The organism is Herbidospora daliensis (assembly GCF_001570585.1).
GTDB lineage: Bacteria > Actinomycetota > Actinomycetes > Streptosporangiales > Streptosporangiaceae > Herbidospora > Herbidospora daliensis.
This window is the reverse complement of record NZ_BBXF01000002.1, coordinates 1153504-1175356: the sequence shown is the minus strand read 5'-3', so window position 1 is coordinate 1175356 and position 21853 is coordinate 1153504. Positions and strand designations below refer to the sequence as shown.

Annotated in this window: 11 protein-coding genes; 10 read left to right on the top strand and 1 reads right to left on the bottom strand. The window is 68.7% G+C overall.

What is annotated here, in order from left to right:
* The 10 genes from AW274_RS11890 to AW274_RS11845 all read left to right on the top strand — a co-directional run bounded on the left by AW274_RS11890 (position 1) and on the right by AW274_RS11845 (position 20837).
* On the top strand, positions 1–255 hold the full coding sequence (locus AW274_RS11890; RefSeq protein ID WP_062431064.1) for a hypothetical protein: 255 nt from the start codon (positions 1–3) through the stop codon (positions 253–255).
* Positions 256–415: 160 nt separating this feature from the next.
* A complete protein-coding gene (locus AW274_RS11885) occupies positions 416–3115 on the top strand; it encodes a beta-L-arabinofuranosidase domain-containing protein (protein ID WP_062431063.1) in 2700 nt (899 codons plus the stop codon).
* On the top strand, positions 3112–5169 hold the full coding sequence (locus AW274_RS11880; RefSeq protein WP_198169142.1) for a family 43 glycosylhydrolase: 2058 nt from the start codon (positions 3112–3114) through the stop codon (positions 5167–5169). Before AW274_RS11885 ends, AW274_RS11880 begins: the two co-directional genes overlap by 4 nt.
* Before the next feature lie 88 nt (positions 5170–5257).
* Positions 5258–6724 (top strand): glycoside hydrolase family 10 protein, encoded by a 1467-nt coding sequence (locus AW274_RS11875; protein ID WP_062431062.1) that lies wholly within the window; start codon positions 5258–5260, stop codon positions 6722–6724.
* 38 nt (positions 6725–6762) lie between these two features.
* Positions 6763–8208, top strand: a complete 1446-nt coding sequence (locus AW274_RS11870; RefSeq protein ID WP_439648767.1) for a non-reducing end alpha-L-arabinofuranosidase family hydrolase — start codon at positions 6763–6765, stop codon at positions 8206–8208.
* A 63-nt stretch (positions 8209–8271) separates the two neighbouring features.
* Positions 8272–10080 carry a family 43 glycosylhydrolase gene (locus AW274_RS11865; protein WP_062431060.1) on the top strand — a complete coding sequence of 603 codons (1809 nt, stop codon included), beginning with the start codon at positions 8272–8274 and terminating at the stop codon, positions 10078–10080.
* Positions 10081–10094: 14 nt separating this feature from the next.
* On the top strand, positions 10095–11744 hold the full coding sequence (locus AW274_RS11860) for a glycoside hydrolase family 27 protein (RefSeq protein ID WP_062431059.1): 1650 nt from the start codon (positions 10095–10097) through the stop codon (positions 11742–11744).
* A 6-nt stretch (positions 11745–11750) separates the two neighbouring features.
* Positions 11751–14588 (top strand): glycosyl hydrolase family 95 catalytic domain-containing protein, encoded by a 2838-nt coding sequence (locus AW274_RS11855; protein ID WP_062431058.1) that lies wholly within the window; start codon positions 11751–11753, stop codon positions 14586–14588.
* Positions 14589–15054: 466 nt separating this feature from the next.
* On the top strand, positions 15055–18195 hold the full coding sequence (locus tag AW274_RS11850; RefSeq protein WP_198169141.1) for a family 43 glycosylhydrolase: 3141 nt from the start codon (positions 15055–15057) through the stop codon (positions 18193–18195).
* Between the two features lie 32 nt (positions 18196–18227).
* Positions 18228–20837: a family 43 glycosylhydrolase gene (locus AW274_RS11845; RefSeq protein WP_062431057.1), complete on the top strand. Its 2610-nt coding sequence runs from the start codon at positions 18228–18230 to the stop codon at positions 20835–20837.
* Here the strand turns inward: AW274_RS11845 and AW274_RS11840 are convergent, their stop codons facing one another.
* Positions 20838–21851, bottom strand: a complete 1014-nt coding sequence (locus AW274_RS11840) for a glycoside hydrolase family 68 protein (protein ID WP_198169140.1) — start codon at positions 21849–21851, stop codon at positions 20838–20840. It lies immediately after the preceding gene.
* Between the last annotated feature and the right edge of the window lie 2 nt (positions 21852–21853).

Below are 21853 nucleotides of genomic sequence, written 5' to 3'. Positions count from 1 at the left end.
ATGCTCCCCTCCGCGATCCTGACCATCGCGCCCTCTTCGCGACGAGCACCCGCCCTCGTCGTCACGCACGCCACCAGCGCCGACACCTCTGCGACCGGCGACTATCTCCGCGACACCGTGCCGGAAGACGCTCCGGACGACTCGGCGGACGCGCACCAGGCCGTCACCGAGCCCGGCCCCCGCACGGCTCCCGCACGCGGCGTCGCCGCACCGGCCACCTCCGCACTCCACCGCTGCCGGCGCCTCCACGTCTGACCGCCGCGGCGGGCGATTTCCCACCGGGCATTCCCGGGCGCTGAATGTTATCGCTAACAGAATCCGCAGGCTGACACCCGGCCTGACCAGGTGAAAACCGACGACCGGCCGCCCTGACCGCCTGCCGGTCGTCAATCCCCCTCCCCCAAGGAGCTCCCCCATGTCCTTGAGCCGTCGCCAGCTCTTCCAGGCCGCGGGCGCGTCCGTCGCGTTCTCGGCCGCCGGCCAGGTGATCGGCGCCTCCGCCGCCCAGGCCGCGCTCCCCTGGGCGCGGGCCGACATCGGCGTGTCCGCGTACGAATTCGATCTCGGCCAGGTGCGCCTCACCTCCGGCCGCTGGCTCGACAACCAGAACCGCACCCTCGCCTACCTGCGGTACGTCGACGTCGACCGGTTGCTGTACGTCTTCCGCGCCAACCACGGCCGGTCGACCAACGGCGCCTCGGCCAACGGCGGGTGGGACGCCCCCAACTTCCCCTTCCGCTCGCACATGCAGGGCCACTTCCTGACCGCCTGGGCCCAGGCGTGGGCCGTGCTCGGCGACACGACCTGCCGCGACAAGGCGAACTACATGGTCGCCGAACTGGCCAAGTGCCAGGCGTCCAACGGCTACCTGTCGGGTTTCCCCGAGTCGGACATCACCGCCGTGGAGAACCGCACGCTGTCGAACGGCAACGTGCCCTACTACGCCATCCACAAGACCCTCGCCGGGCTGCTGGACGTGTGGCGGCTCATCGGCAACACCGAGGCCCGGACGGTGCTGCTGAACCTGGCCGGCTGGGTCGACACCCGGACCTCGCGGTTGTCGTCGAGCCAGATGCAGTCGATGCTCGGCACCGAGTTCGGCGGCATGAACGCCGTGCTGACCGACCTCTACCAGATGACCGGCGACTCCCGCTGGCTCGTCACCGCCCAGCGCTTCGACCACGCCGCCGTCTTCAACCCGCTGGCCAACAACCAGGACCAGCTCAACGGCCTGCACGCCAACACGCAGGTGCCCAAGTGGATCGGCGCGGCCCGCGAGTACAAGGCCACCGGCACGACGCGCTACCGCGACATCGCGTCGAACGCCTGGACCATGACCGTCAACGCGCACAGCTACGCCAACGGCTCCAACAGCCAGGCCGAGCACTTCCGCGCCCCCAACGCCATCGCGGGCTACCTGAGCCGCGACACCGGGGAGGCGTGCAACACCTACAACATGCTCAAGCTGACCCGGGAGCTCTGGCAGCTCAACCCCTCCCGGGCCGACTACTTCGACTTCTTCGAGAACGCGCTGATGAACCACCTGATCGGCCAGCAGAACCCGGCCGACAGCAGGGGTCACGTCACCTACTTCACCCCGCTCAACCCCGGCGGGCGGCGCGGCGTCGGCCCGGCGTGGGGCGGCGGCACGTGGAGCACCGACTACAACTCCATGTGGTGCTGCCAGGGCACCGGCATCGAGACCAACACCAAGCTGATGGACTCGATCTACTTCCACAACGGCACCACGCTGTTCGTGAACCTGTTCCAGCCCTCGACGCTGAACTGGTCGCAGCGCGGCATCACGGTCACCCAGACCACCTCCTACCCGGTCACCGACACCACGTCGTTGCAGGTCACCGGCAACGTGAGCGGTTCGTGGACGATGCAGATCCGCATCCCGGGCTGGACCCTGGGCGCGACGATCAGCGTCAACGGGGTGCAGCAGAGCATCACCACCACGCCCGGCACCTACGCGGCGCTGACCCGCAACTGGACCTCGGGCGACACGGTGACCGTGCAGCTCCCGATGCGCGTGATCATGAAGGCCGCCAACGACAACCCGAACCTCCAGGCGGTCGTGTACGGACCGGTCGTGCTCTCGGGCAACTACGGCAGCACCTCCCTGTCGGCCGCCCCGGCGCTGACCCCCTCGACGATCACCCGCACGAGCACGTCGTCGCTGGCCTTCACCGCCAACGGGTCGATCAACCTCGGCCCGTTCTACGACGCGCACAACCACAACTACGTCGTCTACTTCGCCACCAGCGGCGGCGGCACCGGCGGCGGCTCGGCCAGCTTCCGCCTGATCAACGCGGCCAGCGGGCTGGCCCTCGGCATCCAGAACATGTCGACCGCCGACGGCGGCCTCGCGTTGCAGTGGACCGACAACGGCACCGCCGACCATGACTGGGTGCCCATCGTCGACGGCGGCGCGCTGCGCTTCCGCAACGTCAACAGCAACAAGGTGCTGGGCGTCGAGAACATGTCGACGGCCGACGGCGCCCGGGTGCTCCAGTGGGCCGACAACGGCACCGCCGACCACCGCTGGACGATCACCGACAACGGCGACGGCGCGGTCAAGATCCGCAACGTCAACAGCTCCAAGCTGATCGGCACCCAGAACGGCTCGACGGCCAACGGCGCGCAGGCCGTCCAGGACTCCGACAACGGCAGCGGCGACAACCTGTGGCGGTTCGTGCCGAACGGCGCGCGGCGCATCCAGAACGTCGGCACCGGCATGGTCCTCGGCGTGACGAACATGTCCACCGCCGACGGCGCGCTCGTCCTGCAGTGGGGCGACACCGGCACCGCCGACCACCTGTGGACGGCGATCGTCGACACCGGCGGCTACCTGCGCTTCCGCAACTCCAACAGCCAGAAGGTGCTCGGCGTGGAGAACGCCGCCACCGCCGCCGGCTCCCGCATCCTCCAGTGGGCCGACAACGGGGCGAACGACCACCGCTGGCGGTTGCGGTACGGGTCCAACGCCGCCTTCCGCATCCAGTGCGCCAATGGGGGCCGGGTCCTCGGCCTCAGCGGGACCTCGCAGGGCGCGCAGGCGGTCCTCTCGGACGACAACGGCTCGGCCAACAACCTCTGGAGGTTCCTGTGAGACGCCTGCTGGCGATAATTTCCTCGTTACTGCTGGTGGGGGCGTTCATCACCACCCAGCAGGCGTCGGCCGCGACGGTCGACACCAACGCCTGGTACGTGCTGATCAACCGCAACAGCGGCAAGGCCCTGGACGTCTACAACCTGTCCACCGCCGACGGCGCCCGCATCACGCAGTGGACCCGTAACAACGGCAACCAGCAGCAGTGGCAGTTCGTCGACTCGGGCAGCGGCTACTACCGCGTCAAGTCGCGCCTCAGCGGCAAGGTGCTCGACGTCTCGGGCGTCTCCACCGCCAACGGCGCGGCCGTCGTCCAGTGGAGCGACACCAACGGCACCAACCAGCAGTGGCGGCTGGCCGACAGCGACAGCGGCTACGTGCGGCTCATCGCGCGGCACAGCAACAAGGCCCTGGAGGTGCAGAGCGCCTCCACCGCCGACGGCGGCAACATCGTCCAGTACGACGACTGGGGCGGCGCCAACCAGCAGTGGCAGTTCGTGCCGGTCGGCGGTTCGACCCCGAACCCCTCGCCCACTCCCACGCCCTCGCCGACCCCCGGCGGCAACTACACCAACCCCGTGGTCTGGCAGGACTTCGCCGACGGCGACATCATCCGGGTCGGCGACGCCTACTACTACTCCGCCTCGACCATGCACTACTCGCCGGGCGCGCCGATCCTGCGCTCCTACAACCTGGTCGACTGGGAGTACGCCGGCCACTCGGTCCCGCGCCTGGACTTCGACAACAACGCCTACGACCTCAACGGCGGCCGGGCGTACGTGAAAGGCATCTGGGCCTCCACCCTCAACTACCGGGCCAGTAACAGCACCTACTACTGGTACGGCTGCACCGAGTTCAACCGGACCTACGTCTACACCGCCTCGGCCGTCGACGGCACGTGGACCAAGCGCGCCCGGATGAACCAGTGCTACTACGACGCCGGCCTGCTGATCGACACCAACGACACGATGTACGTCGCCTACGGCAACGGCACCATCAGCGTCGCCCAGCTCTCGGCCGACGGCCTCAGCCAGGTCCGCGCCCAGCAGGTCTTCCAGACCCCGAGCAGCGTCGGCACGCTGGAGGGCGCCCGCTTCTACAAGCGCGGCAACTACTACTACATCTGGCTGACCCGCCCGGCCAACGGCCAGTACGTGCTGCGCTCGACGTCCCCGTGGGGTCCGTACACGATGCAGCAGGTCCTGCTCAACATGCCCAGCCCGATCTCCGGCGGCGGCACGCCGCACCAGGGCGGACTGGTCCAGACCCAGAACGGCGCCTGGTACTACATGTCGTTCGTCGACGCCTACCCGGGCGGCCGCGTGCCGGCGCTCGCGCCGATCAACTGGGTGAACGACTGGCCGGTGATCCAGACGGTGAACGGCGGCTGGGGCGTGAACTACCCCAAGCCCAACATCCAGACCAACCGCACGGTGGCCTCGATGATCGGCCCGGACACCTTCACCGGGAACAGCCTCGGCCACCGGTGGGAGTGGAACCACAACCCCGACACCAGCCGCTTCTCCACCGGCAACGGCCTGCGGCTCCAGACCGCCACGGTCACCAACGACCTGTACAACGCCCGCAACACGCTGACCCACCGCATCCAGGGGCCGACGTCCACGGCGACGATCGAGCTCGACTACTCGCAGATGGCCAACGGCGACCGCGCCGGCCTGGCGATGCTGCGTGACCAGTCGGCCTGGATCGGGGTCAAACGCGACAACGGCGCCTACCGGGTCGCGATGACCAACGGGCTGACGATGAACAGCAGCTGGGCGACGACCGGCACCGGCAGCGAACAGGCCGGCGCGAACATCTCCGGCGGCAAGATCTGGTTGCGGGTGAACGCCGACATCCGGCCGGGTTCCGGACGCACGGCCCGCTTCTCCTACAGCACCGACGGGACCAACTTCACCACCCTCGGCCCGTCGTTCACGTTGAACAACGCCTGGCAGTTCTTCATGGGCTACCGGTTCGGCATCTTCAACTACGCCACCAGCGCGCTCGGCGGAGCGGTCACCGTGAACCGCTTCGACCTCACCACTCCCTAGCCGTTCTCAGCCGCCCGGTCCGTTCGTGGCAGGACGACCGGACCGGGCGACCGGGCGACCCCCCTACCCAAGAAAGGCGACCCCGTTCATGAAACGAATCTTGTCCCTGGTCACCGCGGCGCTGCTCGGCGCCGGCCTGTCGGTGACACTGACCGGGCCGGCTGAAGCGGCCTCGACACTGGGCGCATCGGCGGCCGAACGCGGCGGCCGCTACTTCGGCGCGGCCATCGCCGCCGGCCGGATGAACGACTCGACGTACATGAACATCCTGAACCGGGAGTTCAACCAGGTCACCGCCGAGAACGAGATGAAGTGGGACGCGACCGAGCCGTCGCGCAACAGCTTCAACTTCACCAACGGCGACCGCATCGCCAACCACGCGATCTCGCGCGGCATGAAGATCCGCGGGCACGCCCTGCTCTGGTACCAGCAGATGCCGACCTGGGCGCGCAGCATGGAGGGCTCCGACCTCCGCAGCGCGATGATCAACCACGTCACCCGGGTCGCCAGCTACTACCGGGGCAAGATCCACTCGTGGGACGTCGTCAACGAGGCCTTCGCCGACGGCAACAGCGGCGGACGGCGCGACTCCAACCTCCAGCGCACCGGCAACGACTGGATCGAGGCCGCGTTCCGGGCCGCGCGCAGCGCCGACCCGAACGCCAAGCTCTGCTACAACGACTACAACACCGACGGGATCAACGCCAAGAGCACCGGCATCTACAACATGGTGCGCGACTTCAAGTCGCGCGGCGTGCCGATCGACTGCGTCGGCTTCCAGTCGCACCTGGGCGGCTCCCTGTCCAGCGACTACCAGGCCAACCTGCAGCGCTTCGCCGACCTGGGTGTCGACGTGGAGATCACCGAGCTCGACGTCCTGCAGGGCTCCAACCAGGCCAACATCTTCGCCTCCGTGACCCGCGCCTGCCTGAACGTGGCGCGGTGCAACGGCATCACGGTCTGGGGCATCCGCGACAGCGACTCCTGGCGCGGCAGTGACAACGCGCTGCTCTTCGACTCCTCGGGCAACAAGAAGGCCGCGTACAACTCGGTCCTGAGTGCCCTCAACAACGGCGCCACCCCCAACCCGACCCCGACGCCCACCCCGACGTCGGGCGGCGGTGTCAACACCAGCGCCTGGTACGTGCTGCTCAACCGCAACAGCGGCAAGGCGCTCGACGTCTACAACCTCTCCACGGCCGACGGGGCCCGCATCACCCAGTGGTCCCGCAACAACGGCACCAACCAGCAGTGGCAGTTCGTGAGCTCGGGCAGCGGCTGGTACCGGCTCAAGTCCCGCCTGAGCGGCAAGGTGCTCGACGTCTCGGGCGTCTCCACCGCCAACGGCGCCGCGGTCGTCCAGTGGAGCGACGGCAACGGCACCAACCAGCAGTGGCGGGTCGCCGACAGCGGCGGCTACGTCCGGCTCATCGCTCGGCACAGCAGCAAGGCCCTGGAGGTTCAGGGAGCCTCCACCGCCGACGGGGCCAACATCGTCCAGTACGACGACTGGAACGGCACCAACCAGCAGTGGCAACTCGTCCAAGTCGGATGAAATCGGAGTAAAACGTGAAGTTCAAACCCATTGCCGTCATCGCCGCTTTGGTGGCGGCGCTGTTCGTCGCCTTACCCTCGGCCAACGCGGCCACCGTCGACACCAACGCCTGGTACGTGCTGATCAACCGCAACAGCGGCAAGGCGCTCGACGTGTACAACCTGTCCACCGCCGACGGGGCCCGCATCACCCAGTGGACCCGTAACAACGGCAACCAGCAGCAGTGGCAGTTCGTCGACTCCGGCGGCGGCTACTACCGGATCAAGTCGCGCCTCAGCGGCAAGGTGCTCGACGTCTCCGGCGTCTCCACCGCCAACGGCGCGGCCATCATCCAGTGGAGCGACGGCAACGGCCAGAACCAGCAGTGGCGCCTGGCCGACAGCGACAGCGGCTACGTGCGCTTCATCGCCCGCCACAGCAACAAGGCCCTGGAAGTGCAGGGCGCGTCCACGGCCGACGGCGGGAACATCGTCCAGTACGACGACTGGGGCGGCGCCAACCAGCAGTGGCAGCTCGTCCCGATCGGCGGCGGCAACCCCACCCCGTCCCCCACGCCCACGCCGACGCCGACGGGTGGGTGCAACCTGCCCACGACCTACCGCTGGACCTCGACCGGCGCGCTCGCGCAGCCGCGTTCGGGCTGGGTGTCGCTGAAGGACTTCACCGTCGCCCCCTACAACGGGCAGCAGCTCGTCTACGCCACCACGCACGACTTCGGGTCGAGCTGGGGCTCGATGAACTTCTCCCTGTTCAGCAACTACAACCAGATGGGCTCGGCGACCCAGAACGCGATGAACTCGGGCACGGTCGCGCCGTCGCTGTTCTACTTCGCTCCCAAGAGCATCTGGGTGCTGGCCTACCAGTGGGGTGGCCCGGCGTTCTCGTACAAGACCTCCACCAACCCGACCAACGCCAACGGCTGGTCGTCGGCGCAGACGCTGTTCACGGGCAGCATCTCCAACTCGGGCACCGGCCCGATCGACCAGGCGCTGATCGGCGACGACCAGAACATGTACCTGTTCTTCGCCGGTGACAACGGCCGCATCTACCGGGCCAGCATGCCGATCGGCAACTTCCCCGGCAGCTTCGGCTCCAACTACACGACGATCATGACCGACACCACGAACAACCTGTTCGAGGCGGTTCAGGTGTACAAGCTGGCCGGCCAGCAGCGCTACCTGATGATCGTCGAGGCGATCGGCTCCCAGGGCCGCTACTTCCGGTCGTTCACCGCCACCAGCCTCGGCGGCTCGTGGACCCCGAACGCCACCTCCGAGTCGAACCCGTTCGCGGGCAAGGCCAACAGCGGCGCCACCTGGACCAACGACATCAGCCACGGTGAGCTCCTGCGCACCAGCGCCGACCAGACCATGACCGTCGACCCCTGCAACCTGCAGCTCCTCTACCAGGGCCGCAGCCCCAGCTCGGGCGGCGACTACGGCCTGCTTCCCTACCGTCCGGGTCTGCTGACCCTCCAGCGCTGACGATGTGACCACGGTGGGCCCGGCGACCCCGGGCCCACCGTCCGGCACGCGGAAAGGAGCACCATGAGAGCCCGGCTGGCCTGGATCACGGGCCTGCTCTGCCTGACGGCCCTGCTGCCCGCCACGTCGGCCAGGGCCGACAACCCGATCGTGCAGACGATCTACACCGCCGACCCCGCGCCGCTCGTCCACAACGGCCGCGTGTACCTCTACACCGGTCACGACGAGGACGGCTCCACCTACTTCACGATGCGCGACTGGCGCGTCTACTCCTCCTCCGACATGGCCAACTGGACCGACCACGGCTCCCCCATGAGCCTGGCGACCTTCTCGTGGGCCGACGCCAACGCGTGGGCCGGCCACGTCGCCTACCGCAACAACAAGTTCTACTGGTACGTCCCGGTCCGCCAGCGCTCCACCGGCCGCATGGTCATCGGCGTGGGCGTGTCGAACAGCCCCACCGGGCCCTTCACCGACGCCCTGGGCCGGCCGCTGGTCGACAACAACGAGATCGACCCCAACGTCTTCATCGACGACGACGGCCAGGCCTACCTCTACTGGGGCAACCCGCGGCTGGCCTATGTCCGCCTCAACAGCGACATGATCAGCTACAGCGGCGGCATCAACTACATCTCCCTCACCGCCGCCGGGTTCGGCGCGCGCAGCGGCAACGCCCAGCGGCCGACCCTCTACGAAGAGGGCCCCTGGGTCTACAAGCGCAACGGCTTGTACTACAACGTGTTCGCGGCCGAGTGCTGCTCGGAGTTCATCGCGTACTCGACGGCTCCGAGTGCCACCGGGCCGTGGACGTACCGGGGAACGGTCATGCCGCGGCAGGGGGCGAGCTTCACCAACCACGCCGGCATCGTCGACTTCGCGGGCGGGTCGTACTTCTTCTACCACAACGGCGCCCTGCCGGGCGGCAGCGGTTACACCAGGTCGGTCGCGGTGGAGAAGTTCACCTACAACGGCGACGGCACCATCCCGACCATGAACATGACCAGCGCCGGACCGCCCCAGGTCGGCACCCTCGACCCCTACGTGCGCCAGGAGGCCGAGACGATCGCCTGGTCCTCCGGCGTGGAGACCGAGGTCTCCAGCGAGGGCGGGATGAACGTCGGCTTCATCGAGAACGGCGACTACATCAAGGTCAAGGGCGCGGCCTTCGGCACCGGGGCGTCCTCCTTCAGCGCCCGGGTCGCCTCGGGCACCAGCGGCGGCCGGATCGAGGTCCGGCTCGGGTCGGCCACCGGCACGGTCGTGGGCACCTGCACCGTGCCCGGCACCGGCGGCTGGCAGACCTGGACCACCGTCACCTGCCCGATCTCTGGCGCGACCGGCACCCGTGACCTCTACCTGCGCTTCGCGGGCAACAGCGGCTACCTGCTCAACCTCAACTGGTGGCAGTTCACCGGCGGGGGCGGCGGCACCGGCGGCAACCTGCTGTCCAACAGCGGCATGGAGGACGGCACCACCGGCTGGACCTCCTCCGGCGGTTCGCTCTCCTCCGCCACCAACGTGGCCCACTCCGGCAGCCGGTCGCTGCTCAACTCCGGGCGCACCTCCGCCTGGCAGGGCCCGCACCAGAACGTGACCTCGCTGCTCACCAACGGCAAGAGCTACACCACGAGCGTCTGGGTCCGCTCGCAGGGCAACAGCCCGAGCGCCAAGGCGACGCTGACGCTCACCGCCAACGGCACGACGAGCTACCTCCAGCTCACCCCCGCCGCGACGGTGAACGCCAACGGCTGGACCCAGCTCACCGGCACCGCGACCGTCTCGTGGACCGGCACGCTGACCAACGCCTCCTTCTACGTCGAGACGGCAGCCGGCACCGACGGGCTGTACATCGACGACGCCTCCTTCCAGTGACAGGAACCGCTCCCATGAACCGGAAAAGAACCCGCGCGCTGCTGGCCCTGACCGTCGTGGCCGTGGCGCTCACCCCTCTTACCCAGGCGCAGGCGTTGAACAACGGAGTCGGCCGCACCCCGCCGATGGGGTGGAACACCTGGAACACCTTCGGGTGCAACATCAACGAAACGCTGATCAAGCAGACCACCGACGCGATGGTCAACAACGGCATGCGCGACCTGGGCTACCAGTACGTCGTCGTCGACGACTGCTGGATGGACCCCAACCGCGACTCCTCCGGGAACCTGCAGGCCAACCTGTCGCGCTTCCCCAGCGGCATGAAGGCGCTGGGCGACTACATCCACGCCCGCGGCATGAAGTTCGGCATCTACCAGGCCCCGCTCGACCGGACCTGCGCGCAGTACTTCGGCGCCTACCCGGGCGCGACCGGCAGCCTCAACCACGAGGCCCAGGACGCCCGCCAGTTCGCCGCCTGGGGCGTCGACTACCTCAAGTACGACTGGTGCTCCCCCACCGGCACCATGGACGACCAGGTCAGGGCCTTCGCCAAGATGCGCGACGCGCTCGCCGCCACCGGCCGCCCGATCCTGTACAGCATCAACTCCAACAGCATCCACGACAAGACGGGCCCGCGCCGCAACTGGGGTGATGTCGCCAACATCTGGCGGACCACCGAGGACATCACCAACACCTGGAACTCGGGCCAGACCAACGGCTACCCGATGGGCATCCAGAACATCGTCAACGTGAACGCGCCGCTGTCGGGCTACGCCGCGCCCGGCTCGTTCAACGACCCCGACATGATGGTGGTCGGCCGGGGAGGCATGAACGACACCGAGATGCGCAGCCACTTCGCCCTGTGGGCGATCATGGCCGCGCCGCTGATCGCGGGCAACGACGTCCGGAACATGGACAACGCCACCTCGACGATCATGAAGAACCAGAACCTGATCGCCATCAACCAGGACGCGCTCGGCCTGCAGGCGACCCAGATCAGCAACGACGGCACCCGGCGCATCCTGGCCAAGCGCCTGGCCAACGGCGACGTCGCGGTGGCCCTGTTCAACCAGGGCGGCAGCACCATCACGATGAGCACCACCGCCGCGACCATCGGCCTGTCGGGCAACTCCTTCAACCTGCGCGAGGCCTGGAGCAACGCCGTCACCAGCACCACCGGCACGATCTCGGCCAGCGTGCCCGCCCACGGCACGGTCGTCTACCGCGTCAGCGGCGGCACCCCCACCACGCCCTCGCCCACCCCGACGCCCACGACCTCGACCAGCCCGCTGAGAGGCGTGGCCTCGAACCGGTGCGTGGACGTCACCGGCGCCTCCCAGAACAACGGCACCGCCGTGGTGCTCTGGGACTGCAACGGCCAGAGCAACCAGCAGTGGACCTCCACCTCGGCCGGTGAGCTGCGCGTCTACGGCAACAAGTGCCTCGACGTGAACAACAACGGCACCGCCGACGGCACCGGCGTCCTCATCTGGGACTGCAACGGCCAGAACAACCAGAAGTGGCGCTTCAACAGCGACGGCAGCATCACCGCGATCGGCGCGAACAAGTGCCTGGACGTGTCGGGGGCCTCCACCGCCAACAACGCCAGGATCCAGATCTGGAGCTGCACCGGCGCCACCAACCAGCGCTGGACCAGGGGGTAAGGGCACATGTCCGACATCTCTCGCAGAAGAGTGCTGCAGTTCGGCGCCGCCGGCGCCGGCGCGGCCCTCTTCCCCCTGCAGTGGACGGCGGTCGCCCGGGCCGCCGCGGCCCCGCCGGCGGAGGCCGGCGACCTGGCCCTGTGGTACGACGAGAGCGCCGGCACCGACTGGCTGCGCGCCCTGCCGATCGGCAACGGCCGGCTGGGCGCGATGGTCTACGGCAACGTCGACGTCGAGCGCCTGCAGCTCAACGAGGACACCGTCTGGGCCGGCGGGCCCTACGACCAGAGCAGCGGCCGGAACGCGAACTCGCTGGGCCAGATCCGGAACCTGGTCTTCCAGAACCAGTGGAGCCAGGCGCAGAGCCTGATCGACCAGAACATGCTCGGCCGCCCGGCCGGGCAGCTGGCCTACCAGACCGTCGGCAACCTGCGGTTGTCGATCGGCAACACCAGCGGCGTGTCGGAGTACAACCGCTACCTCGACCTGACCACGGCCACCACGGTGACCACCTACGCCCAGAACGGCATCCGCTACCGGCGCGAGATCCTGGCCAGCGCTCCCGATCAGGTCATCGCGATCCGGCTGACCGCCGACCGGTCCGCCTCGATCAGTTTCTCGGCGACCTTCGACAGTCCGCAGCGGGTCACCCGGTCGAGCCCCGACAGCACCACCGTGGCGCTCGACGGCGTCTCGGGCGACTTCGAGGGCATCTCGGGTCAGGTCCGCTTCCTCGGCCTGGCCAAGGTGGTGGCCGACGGCGGTTCGGTCAGCAGCTCGGGCGGCACGGTGCAGGTCCGCCAGGCCAACAGCGTGACCGTGCTGGTGTCGATCGGGTCGAGCTACAAGAACTTCCGTGACGTCAGCGGCGACTACCAGGGCATCGCCCGCGGCCACCTCAACAACGCCGCCGGCCGCTCCTGGGACGACCTGCGCAGCCGGCACGTGGCCGACTACCAGACCCTGTTCAACCGCACCACGCTCGACCTGGGCCGCACCTCGGCCGCCGACCAGCCCACCGACGTGCGCATCGCGCAGCACAACAGCGTCAACGACCCGCAGTTCGCCGCCTTGTTGTTCCAGTTCGGGCGCTACCTGCTCATCTCCTCCTCCCGCCCCGGCACCCAGCCGGCCAACCTGCAGGGCATCTGGAACGACTCCCTGACCCCGTCGTGGGATTCGAAGTACACGATCAACGCCAACCTGCCGATGAACTACTGGCACGCCAACACCACGAACCTGGCCGAGTGCTTCGACCCGGTGTTCAAGATGATCGGCGATCTCACCGTCACCGGCGCCCGCACCGCGCAGGCGCAGTACAACGCCGGCGGCTGGGTCACCCACCACAACACCGACGCCTGGCGCGGCGCCTCGGTGGTGGACGGCGCGTTCTGGGGCATGTGGCAGACCGGCGGCGCGTGGCTGGCCACCCTCATCTGGGAGCACTACCAGTTCACCGGCGATGTGAACTTCCTGAGCTCCTACTACCCGGCGATGAAGGGCGCGGCGCAGTTCTTCCTCGACACTCTCGTCACCGAACCCAGCCTCGGCTACCTCGTCACCAACCCGTCCAACAGCCCTGAACTCGGGCACCACAACGGCGTCAGCGTGTGCGCGGGCCCGACGATGGACAACCAGATCCTCCGGGACCTGTTCAACGGCGTCGCCCAGGCCAGCCAGGTCCTCAATGTGGACTCCTCCTTCCGCACCCAGGTCCTGGCCGCCCGCGACCGCCTCGCGCCGATGAAGACGGGGTCACGCGGCAACATCCAGGAGTGGTTGTACGACTGGATCGAGCCCGAGACCAACCATCGGCACGTCTCCCATCTCTACGGCCTGCACCCCAGCAACCAGATCACCCGGCGCGGCACCCCGAGCCTCTACACCGCCGCCCGCCGGACGCTGGAGTTGCGAGGTGACGACGGGACGGGCTGGTCGCTCGCCTGGAAGATCAACTACTGGGCGCGGCTGGAGGAGGGCGCCCGCGCCCTCACCCTGCTGCGGCTGCTGGTCACCACCTCCCGGCTCGCGCCGAACATGTTCGACCTGCACCCGCCCTTCCAGATCGACGGCAACTTCGGCGCCACCTCCGGCATCGCCGAGATGCTGCTGCACAGCCACAACGGCGAGCTGCACATCCTGCCCGCGCTGCCGTCGGCCTGGGCCGGCGGCAAGGTCACCGGCCTGCGCGGACGCGGCGGCTACACCGTCTCCACCACCTGGAGCTCGGGCCGGGCCACCGAGATCCTGGTGCGGTTCGACCGGGCCGGGACCGTCCGGGTGCGCAACGCCGTCTTCACCGGCACCGTCGAAGTCACCGACAGCGGCGCCGCGGTCACCTTCACCAAGCCCGAATCCGACCTGGTCTCCTTCACCGGGCAGGCGGGCCGCACCTACCGGCTGACCGGGACCGGCACCCCGCAGCAACCCACCTCCTGGGTGCGGATCGTCAACGGCACCACCGGGCTGGTCCTGGACAGCGGCGGCAACGTCGCCTCCGGGTCGGTCGTCAAGCAGTGGACGTCGGGCAGCTCGACCAACCTGCAGTGGCAGCTGGTCGACCTGGGCAGCGGCTGGTACCGGATCGTCAACCGCACCAACGGCATGGTGATCGACAGCTGGGGCAACACCGCCAACGGCGCCAACGCCCGCCAGTCGGCGTGGAACGGCGGCAACAACCAGCAGTGGCGGCTCGCCTCCACCGGCAACGGCCGCTACCAGATCATCAACCGGGGTACCGGCACCGCCCTCGACGGCATGGGCAACGCCACCTCCGGCTCCACCGTCTGCATGTGGGCGCCCAACACCAACAGCAACAACCAGTGGACCCTCGTCACGGTCTGATCGATCTGCGTGGAAACGTCCGACTCCTCGCCGCCGCGGGTGCCACCGCGGCGGCGAGGCCGTTTCCGAGCCAGGTTTCGCGGTTGTTACGGGATCTTGTTCCGGGGCTCTTGTCTGGAGTGTCCGGTGACTTTACAGTTTCAGACGAAAGGTTCAGAAAATAACCCGAAAATAACTGCCACCTTCTTGACCGCATGCCCGGTTGAGGCGCTCCCGCCTCCCGTCCATCCGAAGGGTGCTTTCGTGTCCTGACCGAATCCCCGCGTGTACTCGTCCCCCGAATTGTTAGCGATAACAGCTCGCCTACACGCGCCGATCCTTCCAGGAGCTTCGCCGCCTCCATCAGCAGAGGTGGGTGACGCACGTCCACGCCCGAATACGGAAACGCCCCTGCCCATCGAAATGTTAGCGATAACACTTCTGTCTCTTTCTGGCGCCCGCTGTACCTCCGTGTCTGGAGTTCGTAATGCCCTTGTCCCCCCGCCTCCGCTTACGTTTCCGCGCCGCCACGATCGCGGCGATGCTCGCCTGTTCCGGCTTGATGTCCACGAGTGCGACGGCGGACTCCTGGTCGCCCGCCTCGTCGTACACCTCCACCGACAGGGGCGACGGCACCTACACCGTCCCGCTCCTGCGCTCCGACGTGCCCGACATCAGCGTCGAACGGGTCCCGGCCGCCGAGAACGACGAGGGCCGCGACCTCTATTACATGATCAGCACCACGATGCACATGAGCCCGGGTGCGCCGATCATGAAGTCGTACGACCTGGTGAACTGGGAGATCGTCAACTACGTCTTCGACCGTGCCAACGTCGGAGACTCCTTCTCGCTGCGCAACGGGCAGAACTCCTACGGTCAGGGCCAGTGGGCGTCGTCGCTGCGCTACCACGACGGCATGTACTACGTCGCCTTCAACACCAACAACCTCGGCGGCGCCTACCTCTACCGGACCGACGACATCGACGACGGGAAGTGGGAGCGCACCGCCCTCGGCCGGGGCCTGCACGACCCCTCGTTGTTCTTCGACGTCGACGGCACGGCGTACATCTTCTACGGCTCGGGCGGGACGAGCGCCGTACGGCTCAACGCCGGCCTGACGGCGATCGTGCAGGACTACCCGAACATCTTCACCGCGGGCGACTACGCCGGGCGGCCCTTCATCGGCGGCCTGTTCGAGGGCGCCCAGTTCTATTACATCGACGGCTGGTACTACGCGGTCATCATCACCTGGCCGTCGGGGCAGGGCCGCCAGGTCGTCATGTTCCGCTCCAGGGACCTACTCGGCCGCTACACCTCCGCCGGCGGCGTGAACACCTACGAGGCGCGCGGGGTGCTCAACTCCAACGGCTTCGCGCAGGGCAGCCTGGTGCCGATCTCCCGCGAGGACGGCCGGACCGACTGGCACGGCATGTTCTTCCGCGACACCTTCCCCATCGGCCGCATCCCGGCGCTGATCCCCGCGACCTGGCAGGACGGCTGGCCGACCTTCGGGAACAACGGCGTCGTGCAGGTCGAGGGGGCGTTCCCGAAGCCGATCGCGCTCGACCCCGCGCAGGAGACCTTCGAGCGGCAGAAGAGCATCGTCGCCTCCGACGACTTCGCCAACGACGCCCCGGAGCGGGCGTACACGGAGGAGGACTGGACGATCCCCGAGCCGCCCGACGTCGACGAGTCGCTGATCGGCGTCGAACTGCTGCAGAACCCCGGGTTCGAGGCCGAGTCGACCTCCCCGTGGGCGGCGCAGTTCGGCGCGACCCTCAGCCGGGACACCGGTGACCCCGCCGCCGGTTCGGCCGCGCTGAAGGTCGGCACGCGCACCCTCAACGGTTCGGGGCCCAACCAGTACCTCAACGGGAAGATGCAGCACGGCGTGACCTACACCGTGTCCGCGAAGATCAAGTACACCTCCGGCCCGAGCAGCGTGCGCTTCAACCTGGCGGCCGACTGGGGTTCCGGCGTGCAGGTCATGACGTTCGGGAACGTGCCGATCGGCCAGTGGACGACGGTCACCGGCCGCTTCACCGTCCCGACGACGGCCAACCTGAACAACTTCAAGTTCGCGGTGGAGACGCCGTGGGCCAACCCGCAGCCGGCCTCGTCCAGCGTGGAATATCTGATCGACGACGTCTCGGTCGTCGGGCTCCCGCCGACGGCGGAGTACCCGACCGAGGCCGAGATCGCCCCCAACGGCTCGCGGCTCGACGTGGCCTGGGAGTGGAACCACGCCCCCGACAACCGCTATTGGTCGCTGACCGACCGCGACGGCTGGTTGCGGCTGACCACCGGCAAGCCGGTGACCGGCCAGTACGTCTACACCAAGCTGTCCAACCGGGCCGAACTGGCGTGGCTGGAGGAGGCCCGCAACACGCTGACCCAGCGCACGTTCGGGCCGCGCCAGTCGGTCGAGACCCGCATGGACGTCTCGGGCATGAAGAACGGCGACGTCGCGGGCCTGGCCGCCTTCAACCGCGGCTTCTCCTACGTGGCGGTCAAGCGGGCCGACGGCGTGAACACGCTGGGCGTGGTGAACCGGCCGCAGCCGTTCGGCGTCGACCTCGACCAAGCCTCGCTGGAGGCGTTCGTCGCGGGCACGACGGTCCCGCTCGGTGACGCCACCGAGGTGTCGGTCAAGGCCGACCTCGACTTCGCCTCGCCGGTCGGCCAGTTGTGGACGACCTTCTACTACAGCCTCGACGGCCAGACCTGGACCCGCCTGGGCAACCGCGTCGGCCCGCAGACGCTCGACGGCAGCCTCGCCCACTTCATGGGCCACCGGGTCGGACTGTTCAACTACGCGACCCAGGAGAAGGGCGGCCGGGTCGACTTCGACCACTACCTGCTCAGCGACACCCTGACCGCGCAGAACCGGCCGCTCGACACCACCCGCCTCGACGCGGCCATCACGCACGCCGGCACGCTGAACGAGCACCTCTACCCGGCCGACGCCTGGGCCGACGCGCAGCAGGCGCTCGCGGCGGCGAAGGCGGCACGGGCGGGCGCGTTCGGCACCCAGAACCAGATCGACGCGCCGGAGCGGGCGCTCAGCTACCAGCTGGCCCGTCTCGGCACGCTGGAGATCGAGGACACGACCGGCCCGGTCGTCGAGATCTCGGGTGTGGAGGACGGCGGCGACAGCCGGGACCTCCAGATCGCCTGGGAGGTCACCGACGCGGGGGCCGGGGTCGGCTCGACCACCGCGACCCTCGACGGTCAGCCGTTCCAGCCCGGCAGGCTCACGCTCTACCCGCTCGCCCTGGGCGAGCACGTGCTGGTCGTCACCGCCGTCGACAAGGCCGGCAACGAGACCGTGGAGACCGTCCGGTTCACCGTTTCGACCTCGGTCGAGGACGTCTCGGCGCTGATCGACCGGTTCGCGGCCGAGGGCAAGACCAACGCCAGCAGCGCCGTCCGCCTCCACAAGGCACTCGACCGCGTCCTCGCGGCCATCGCCGAGGAGAAGGACGACAAGAACGTCGTCAAGGCGCTCGAGAAGTTCAAGAGCGGAGTCAAGGACCACCGCGTCGAGGCCGACGAGATCGTCCGCACCACCCTCCTCCGCGACGCCGACGCCCTGATCGTCCGCTTGGGCGGCACCCCCCGAGCTTGACCGTCTCTCGAACACACGAAGGAGAAGATCTCGTGAAATTACGCTCGCGCCTCGTCGCGATCGTGACCACCGCCGCGATGCTGGGCACGTTGTCGACCCTCACGGCCGCGCCCGTCCAGGCCGCCGGCCCGGACCTCATCGTGAACGGCGGCTTCGAGTCGGGCCTCACCGGCTGGTTCCCGAACAACGGGAACGCCGCCGACACGGCCGCGCTGACCCCGACGACCGACGCCTACTCGGGCTCGGCCGCCGTCGCGGTCACCCAGCGCATGACGACCGGATCGGGCCCGATGCAGGACCTGTCGGGCAAGGTCGCGGCGGGCAAGACCTACTCGGTGACCGCCCGGGTCAAGTACGAGAACGCCAACAGCCCGGCCACCAAGCAGTTCTTCATCACCATGCACTACGGCGGGGGGACGTACACCAACCTCGGCACCGTGACCACGCCGCGCGGGCAGTGGGGCCTGATCCAGGGCACGTTCACCATCCCGGCCGCGCAGAGCGTGGCGACCGCGCGGATCTTCGTCGAGACCCCGTGGACGCAGACGCCCTCGGCCGCGCCTGACACGCACCTGATGGACTTCAAGGTCGACGACGTGACCCTCCGGGAGTTCACCCCGTCGACCACGATCGAGGTGCTCGGCAAGAACCCCGGTGAGGGCAACCCGCTCATCTCACACAAGTTCGGGGCCGACGGCAACGCCTTCGTCCACGACGGCCGTGTGTACCTCTACATGACCAACGACACGCAGGTGTACAACCCGGGCCCGAACGGGATCTCCCCGACCAACACCTACGGCGGCATCAACACCATCACGGTCATCTCCTCCGACGACCTGGTGAACTGGGTCGACCACGGCGAGATCCCGGTCGCCGGGGCGAACGGGATCGCCAAGTACGCCGGCAACTCCTGGGCCCCGGCGATGGAGAGCAAGGTCGTCGGCGGCGTCGAGAAGTTCTTCCTCTACTTCGCCAACAACGGCGCGGCCACCGGCGTCATCGTCGGCGACTCGCCCGTCGGCCCGTGGCGGGACGAGCGCGGCAGCCTGCTGATCACCGGCCAGACCCCGGGCGCCTCCAACGGCCGGAACTGGCTCTTCGACCCGGGTGTCTTCATCGACGACGACGGCCAGGGCTACCTCTACTTCGGCGGTGGCGGCGACGACGGGTCGGGCAGCTACGAGAACACCAACCACCCCAAGTCGACCCGCGTGATCAAGCTCGGCGAGAACATGACCAGCACCGTCGGCTCGGCCGAGGTCATCGACGGGCCGCTCATGTTCGAGGCCGGCCACGTCTTCAAGCGCGAGGGCAAGTACTACTACTCGTACTCCTCGAACTTCGGCTTCGGCGGCCCGATCGACCCCGCCGGTCCCCCGACCGGCGCCATCGCCTACATGGTGGCCGACCACCCGATGGGCCCCTGGACCGCCGACAAGTACAAGGGCGTCATCTTCCGCAACCCCGGCAACTTCTTCGGCGCCGGCGGCAACAACCACCAGTCGGTCTTCCAGCTCGGCGGCGACTACTACTTCACCTACCACGCGCAGACGCTCAACCGCCGTATCACCGGCGGCGCGACCCAGGGCTTCCGCAGCCCGCACATCGCCAAGCTCGAGTTCAACGCCGACGGCTCGATCAAGGAGGTCCTCGGCACCTACGACGGCGTCCAGAAGCTCCACGACCTGGCGCCCTACCGGGTGATCGAGGCCGAGACCATCGCCTGGCAGCAGGGCATCGCGACCAAGAAGGTCGACGGCTCCTCGGCCGAGTTCGGGGCACAGGCGCCCAACCTGGTGCTGCACGACGTCGACAACGGCGACTGGACCTCGCTCGCCTCGGTCGACTTCGGCGCGAAGGGCGCCACCGCGCTCACCGCCAAGGTCAAGCCCCTCGTCGCCGGCGGCCGGATCGACGTCCGCCTCGACACCCGCACCGCGCCGGTGGTCGCGTCGATCCCCGTCGACGCCCCGCTCAACGCGTGGACGGAGCTGACCGCCGAGGTCGACGGCCTGACCGGCACGCACGACGTCTACTTCACCTACGCCGGTCCGGCGAGCACCGACCTGTTCGAGATCGACTCGTGGGCCTTCGAGAGCCAGGCCGAGGACGAGACCGCCCCCGCGGTCGACGTCACCGGCGTGACCGACGGCGGCGAGTACGGCGACAGCGGCGACCTGACCCTCGGCTGGACCGCCGAGGACACCGAGTCGGGCGTCGCCTCGATCTCCGCGACCCTGGACGGCCAGCCGGTCCAGCCCGGCGCGATCACGCTCTACACCCAGGCCCTGGGCGAGCACGAGCTGGTCGTCACCGCCGTCGACAACGCCGGGAACGAGACGGTGAAGACCGTCGGGTTCACGATCACCACCTCGGTCGAGGACGTCTCGGCGCTCATCGACCGCTTCGCGGCCGAGGACAAGACCAACGCCAGCAGCGCCGTCCGTCTCCACAAGGCACTCGACCGCGTCCTCGCGGCCATCGCCGAGGAAAAGGACGACAAGAACGTCGTCAAGGCGCTCGAGAAGTTCAAGAGCGGGGTGAAGGACCACCGCGTCGAGGCCGACGAGATCGTCCGCACCACCCTGCTCCGCGACGCCGACGCCCTGATCGTCGGGTACGGGGGCACCCCCCGGACCTGATCAGCAGGGTTCGATCCAAGTGCGGTGGCCCTCCAGGCGCAGTCTGAGCAGGGGGGCCACCGTGCCGCCGAAGTTGGCCCGCTCGACCGGGCCCCGGTAGTCGAGGAAGCTGACCACCCGCAGGTCGTCGAGCACCATCCAGGCGTACGCCTGGTCGGGCTGGGCCCGCGGGTTCCCGATCACCAGGCCGGAGCCGTTGAGGGGTTCCCACGGTCCGTCCAGCGCCGTCGCGACGAAGCCGTAGAGGCCGGTCGGGGCGGCGTCCGCCGGTTCGAACGACTGGCGGTGGGTGCAGAAGAACAGGTAGAAGAGGCCGTCGCGGACCACGATGTGCGGGCGTTCGAGCTCGCGGTTGATCCCGTCGGCGACCAGGAGCGGATGGTTCCCCGAGCCCCCGTCGGTGAGGGCGATCGCCCCCATGTAGCGCTCGCCCCACGGGATCGAGGCGGCGATCAGCAGACGGCCCCGGAACCAGGCCGGGTCGCGCCAGGCCAGGATCCGGCCCGGACCGCCATCGACCTGGTCGGCGGGCAGGAAGTGCCGGAGGTCGGGCCGGGCGATCTCCTCGTGTACGCCGTCGCGCGCCTCGAACACCCGCTGGGCGAAGGTGGGGCGCTGCTCGCCGCGGAAGCCGGTCGCCGTGTAGAAGACCGAGACCGTGCCGTCGCCCCTCCGGATGGCGGTGCCCGACCACTCGCGGCTGCCCGGCGTCTCGCCGTCGGCGAAGACGTCCCCCAGGTCGATCCACTTGCCGTCGTCGTAGGCGAGCTTCCTGATGCGGGCCACGTCGTGGCGGTCCTCCGGATGGCCGGCCGCCGGGGCGGCCAGGCCCATCCAGAGTTCGCGGCCGTCGAAGAGGGCGGTGGCACCGTCCTCTTCCTGGATCGGCCACATGTCCCACAGGTCGAAGCCCGGCAGCGCCGGTTCGACCGGGCCGGTGATGAGCGGCGCGGTCGTCGCCGGGTCGTCGGTGATCAGGTCGAGGTGGTGACGGGTCCACCGGGTCGTCGTCACGG

Bases quoted from the DNA above. Each gene is read 5' to 3' on its own strand.
- AW274_RS11855 (WP_062431058.1), top strand. From the start codon at position 11,751: ATGTCCGACATCTCTCGCAGAAGAGTGCTGCAGTTCGGCGCCGCCGGC.
- AW274_RS11890 (WP_062431064.1), top strand. From the start codon at position 1: ATGCTCCCCTCCGCGATCCTGACCATCGCGCCCTCTTCGCGACGAGCA.
- AW274_RS11860 (WP_062431059.1), top strand. From the start codon at position 10,095: ATGAACCGGAAAAGAACCCGCGCGCTGCTGGCCCTGACCGTCGTGGCC.
- AW274_RS11885 (WP_062431063.1), top strand. From the start codon at position 416: ATGTCCTTGAGCCGTCGCCAGCTCTTCCAGGCCGCGGGCGCGTCCGTC.
- AW274_RS11865 (WP_062431060.1), top strand. From the start codon at position 8,272: ATGAGAGCCCGGCTGGCCTGGATCACGGGCCTGCTCTGCCTGACGGCC.
- AW274_RS11875 (WP_062431062.1), top strand. From the start codon at position 5,258: ATGAAACGAATCTTGTCCCTGGTCACCGCGGCGCTGCTCGGCGCCGGC.
- AW274_RS11850 (WP_198169141.1), top strand. From the start codon at position 15,055: ATGCCCTTGTCCCCCCGCCTCCGCTTACGTTTCCGCGCCGCCACGATC.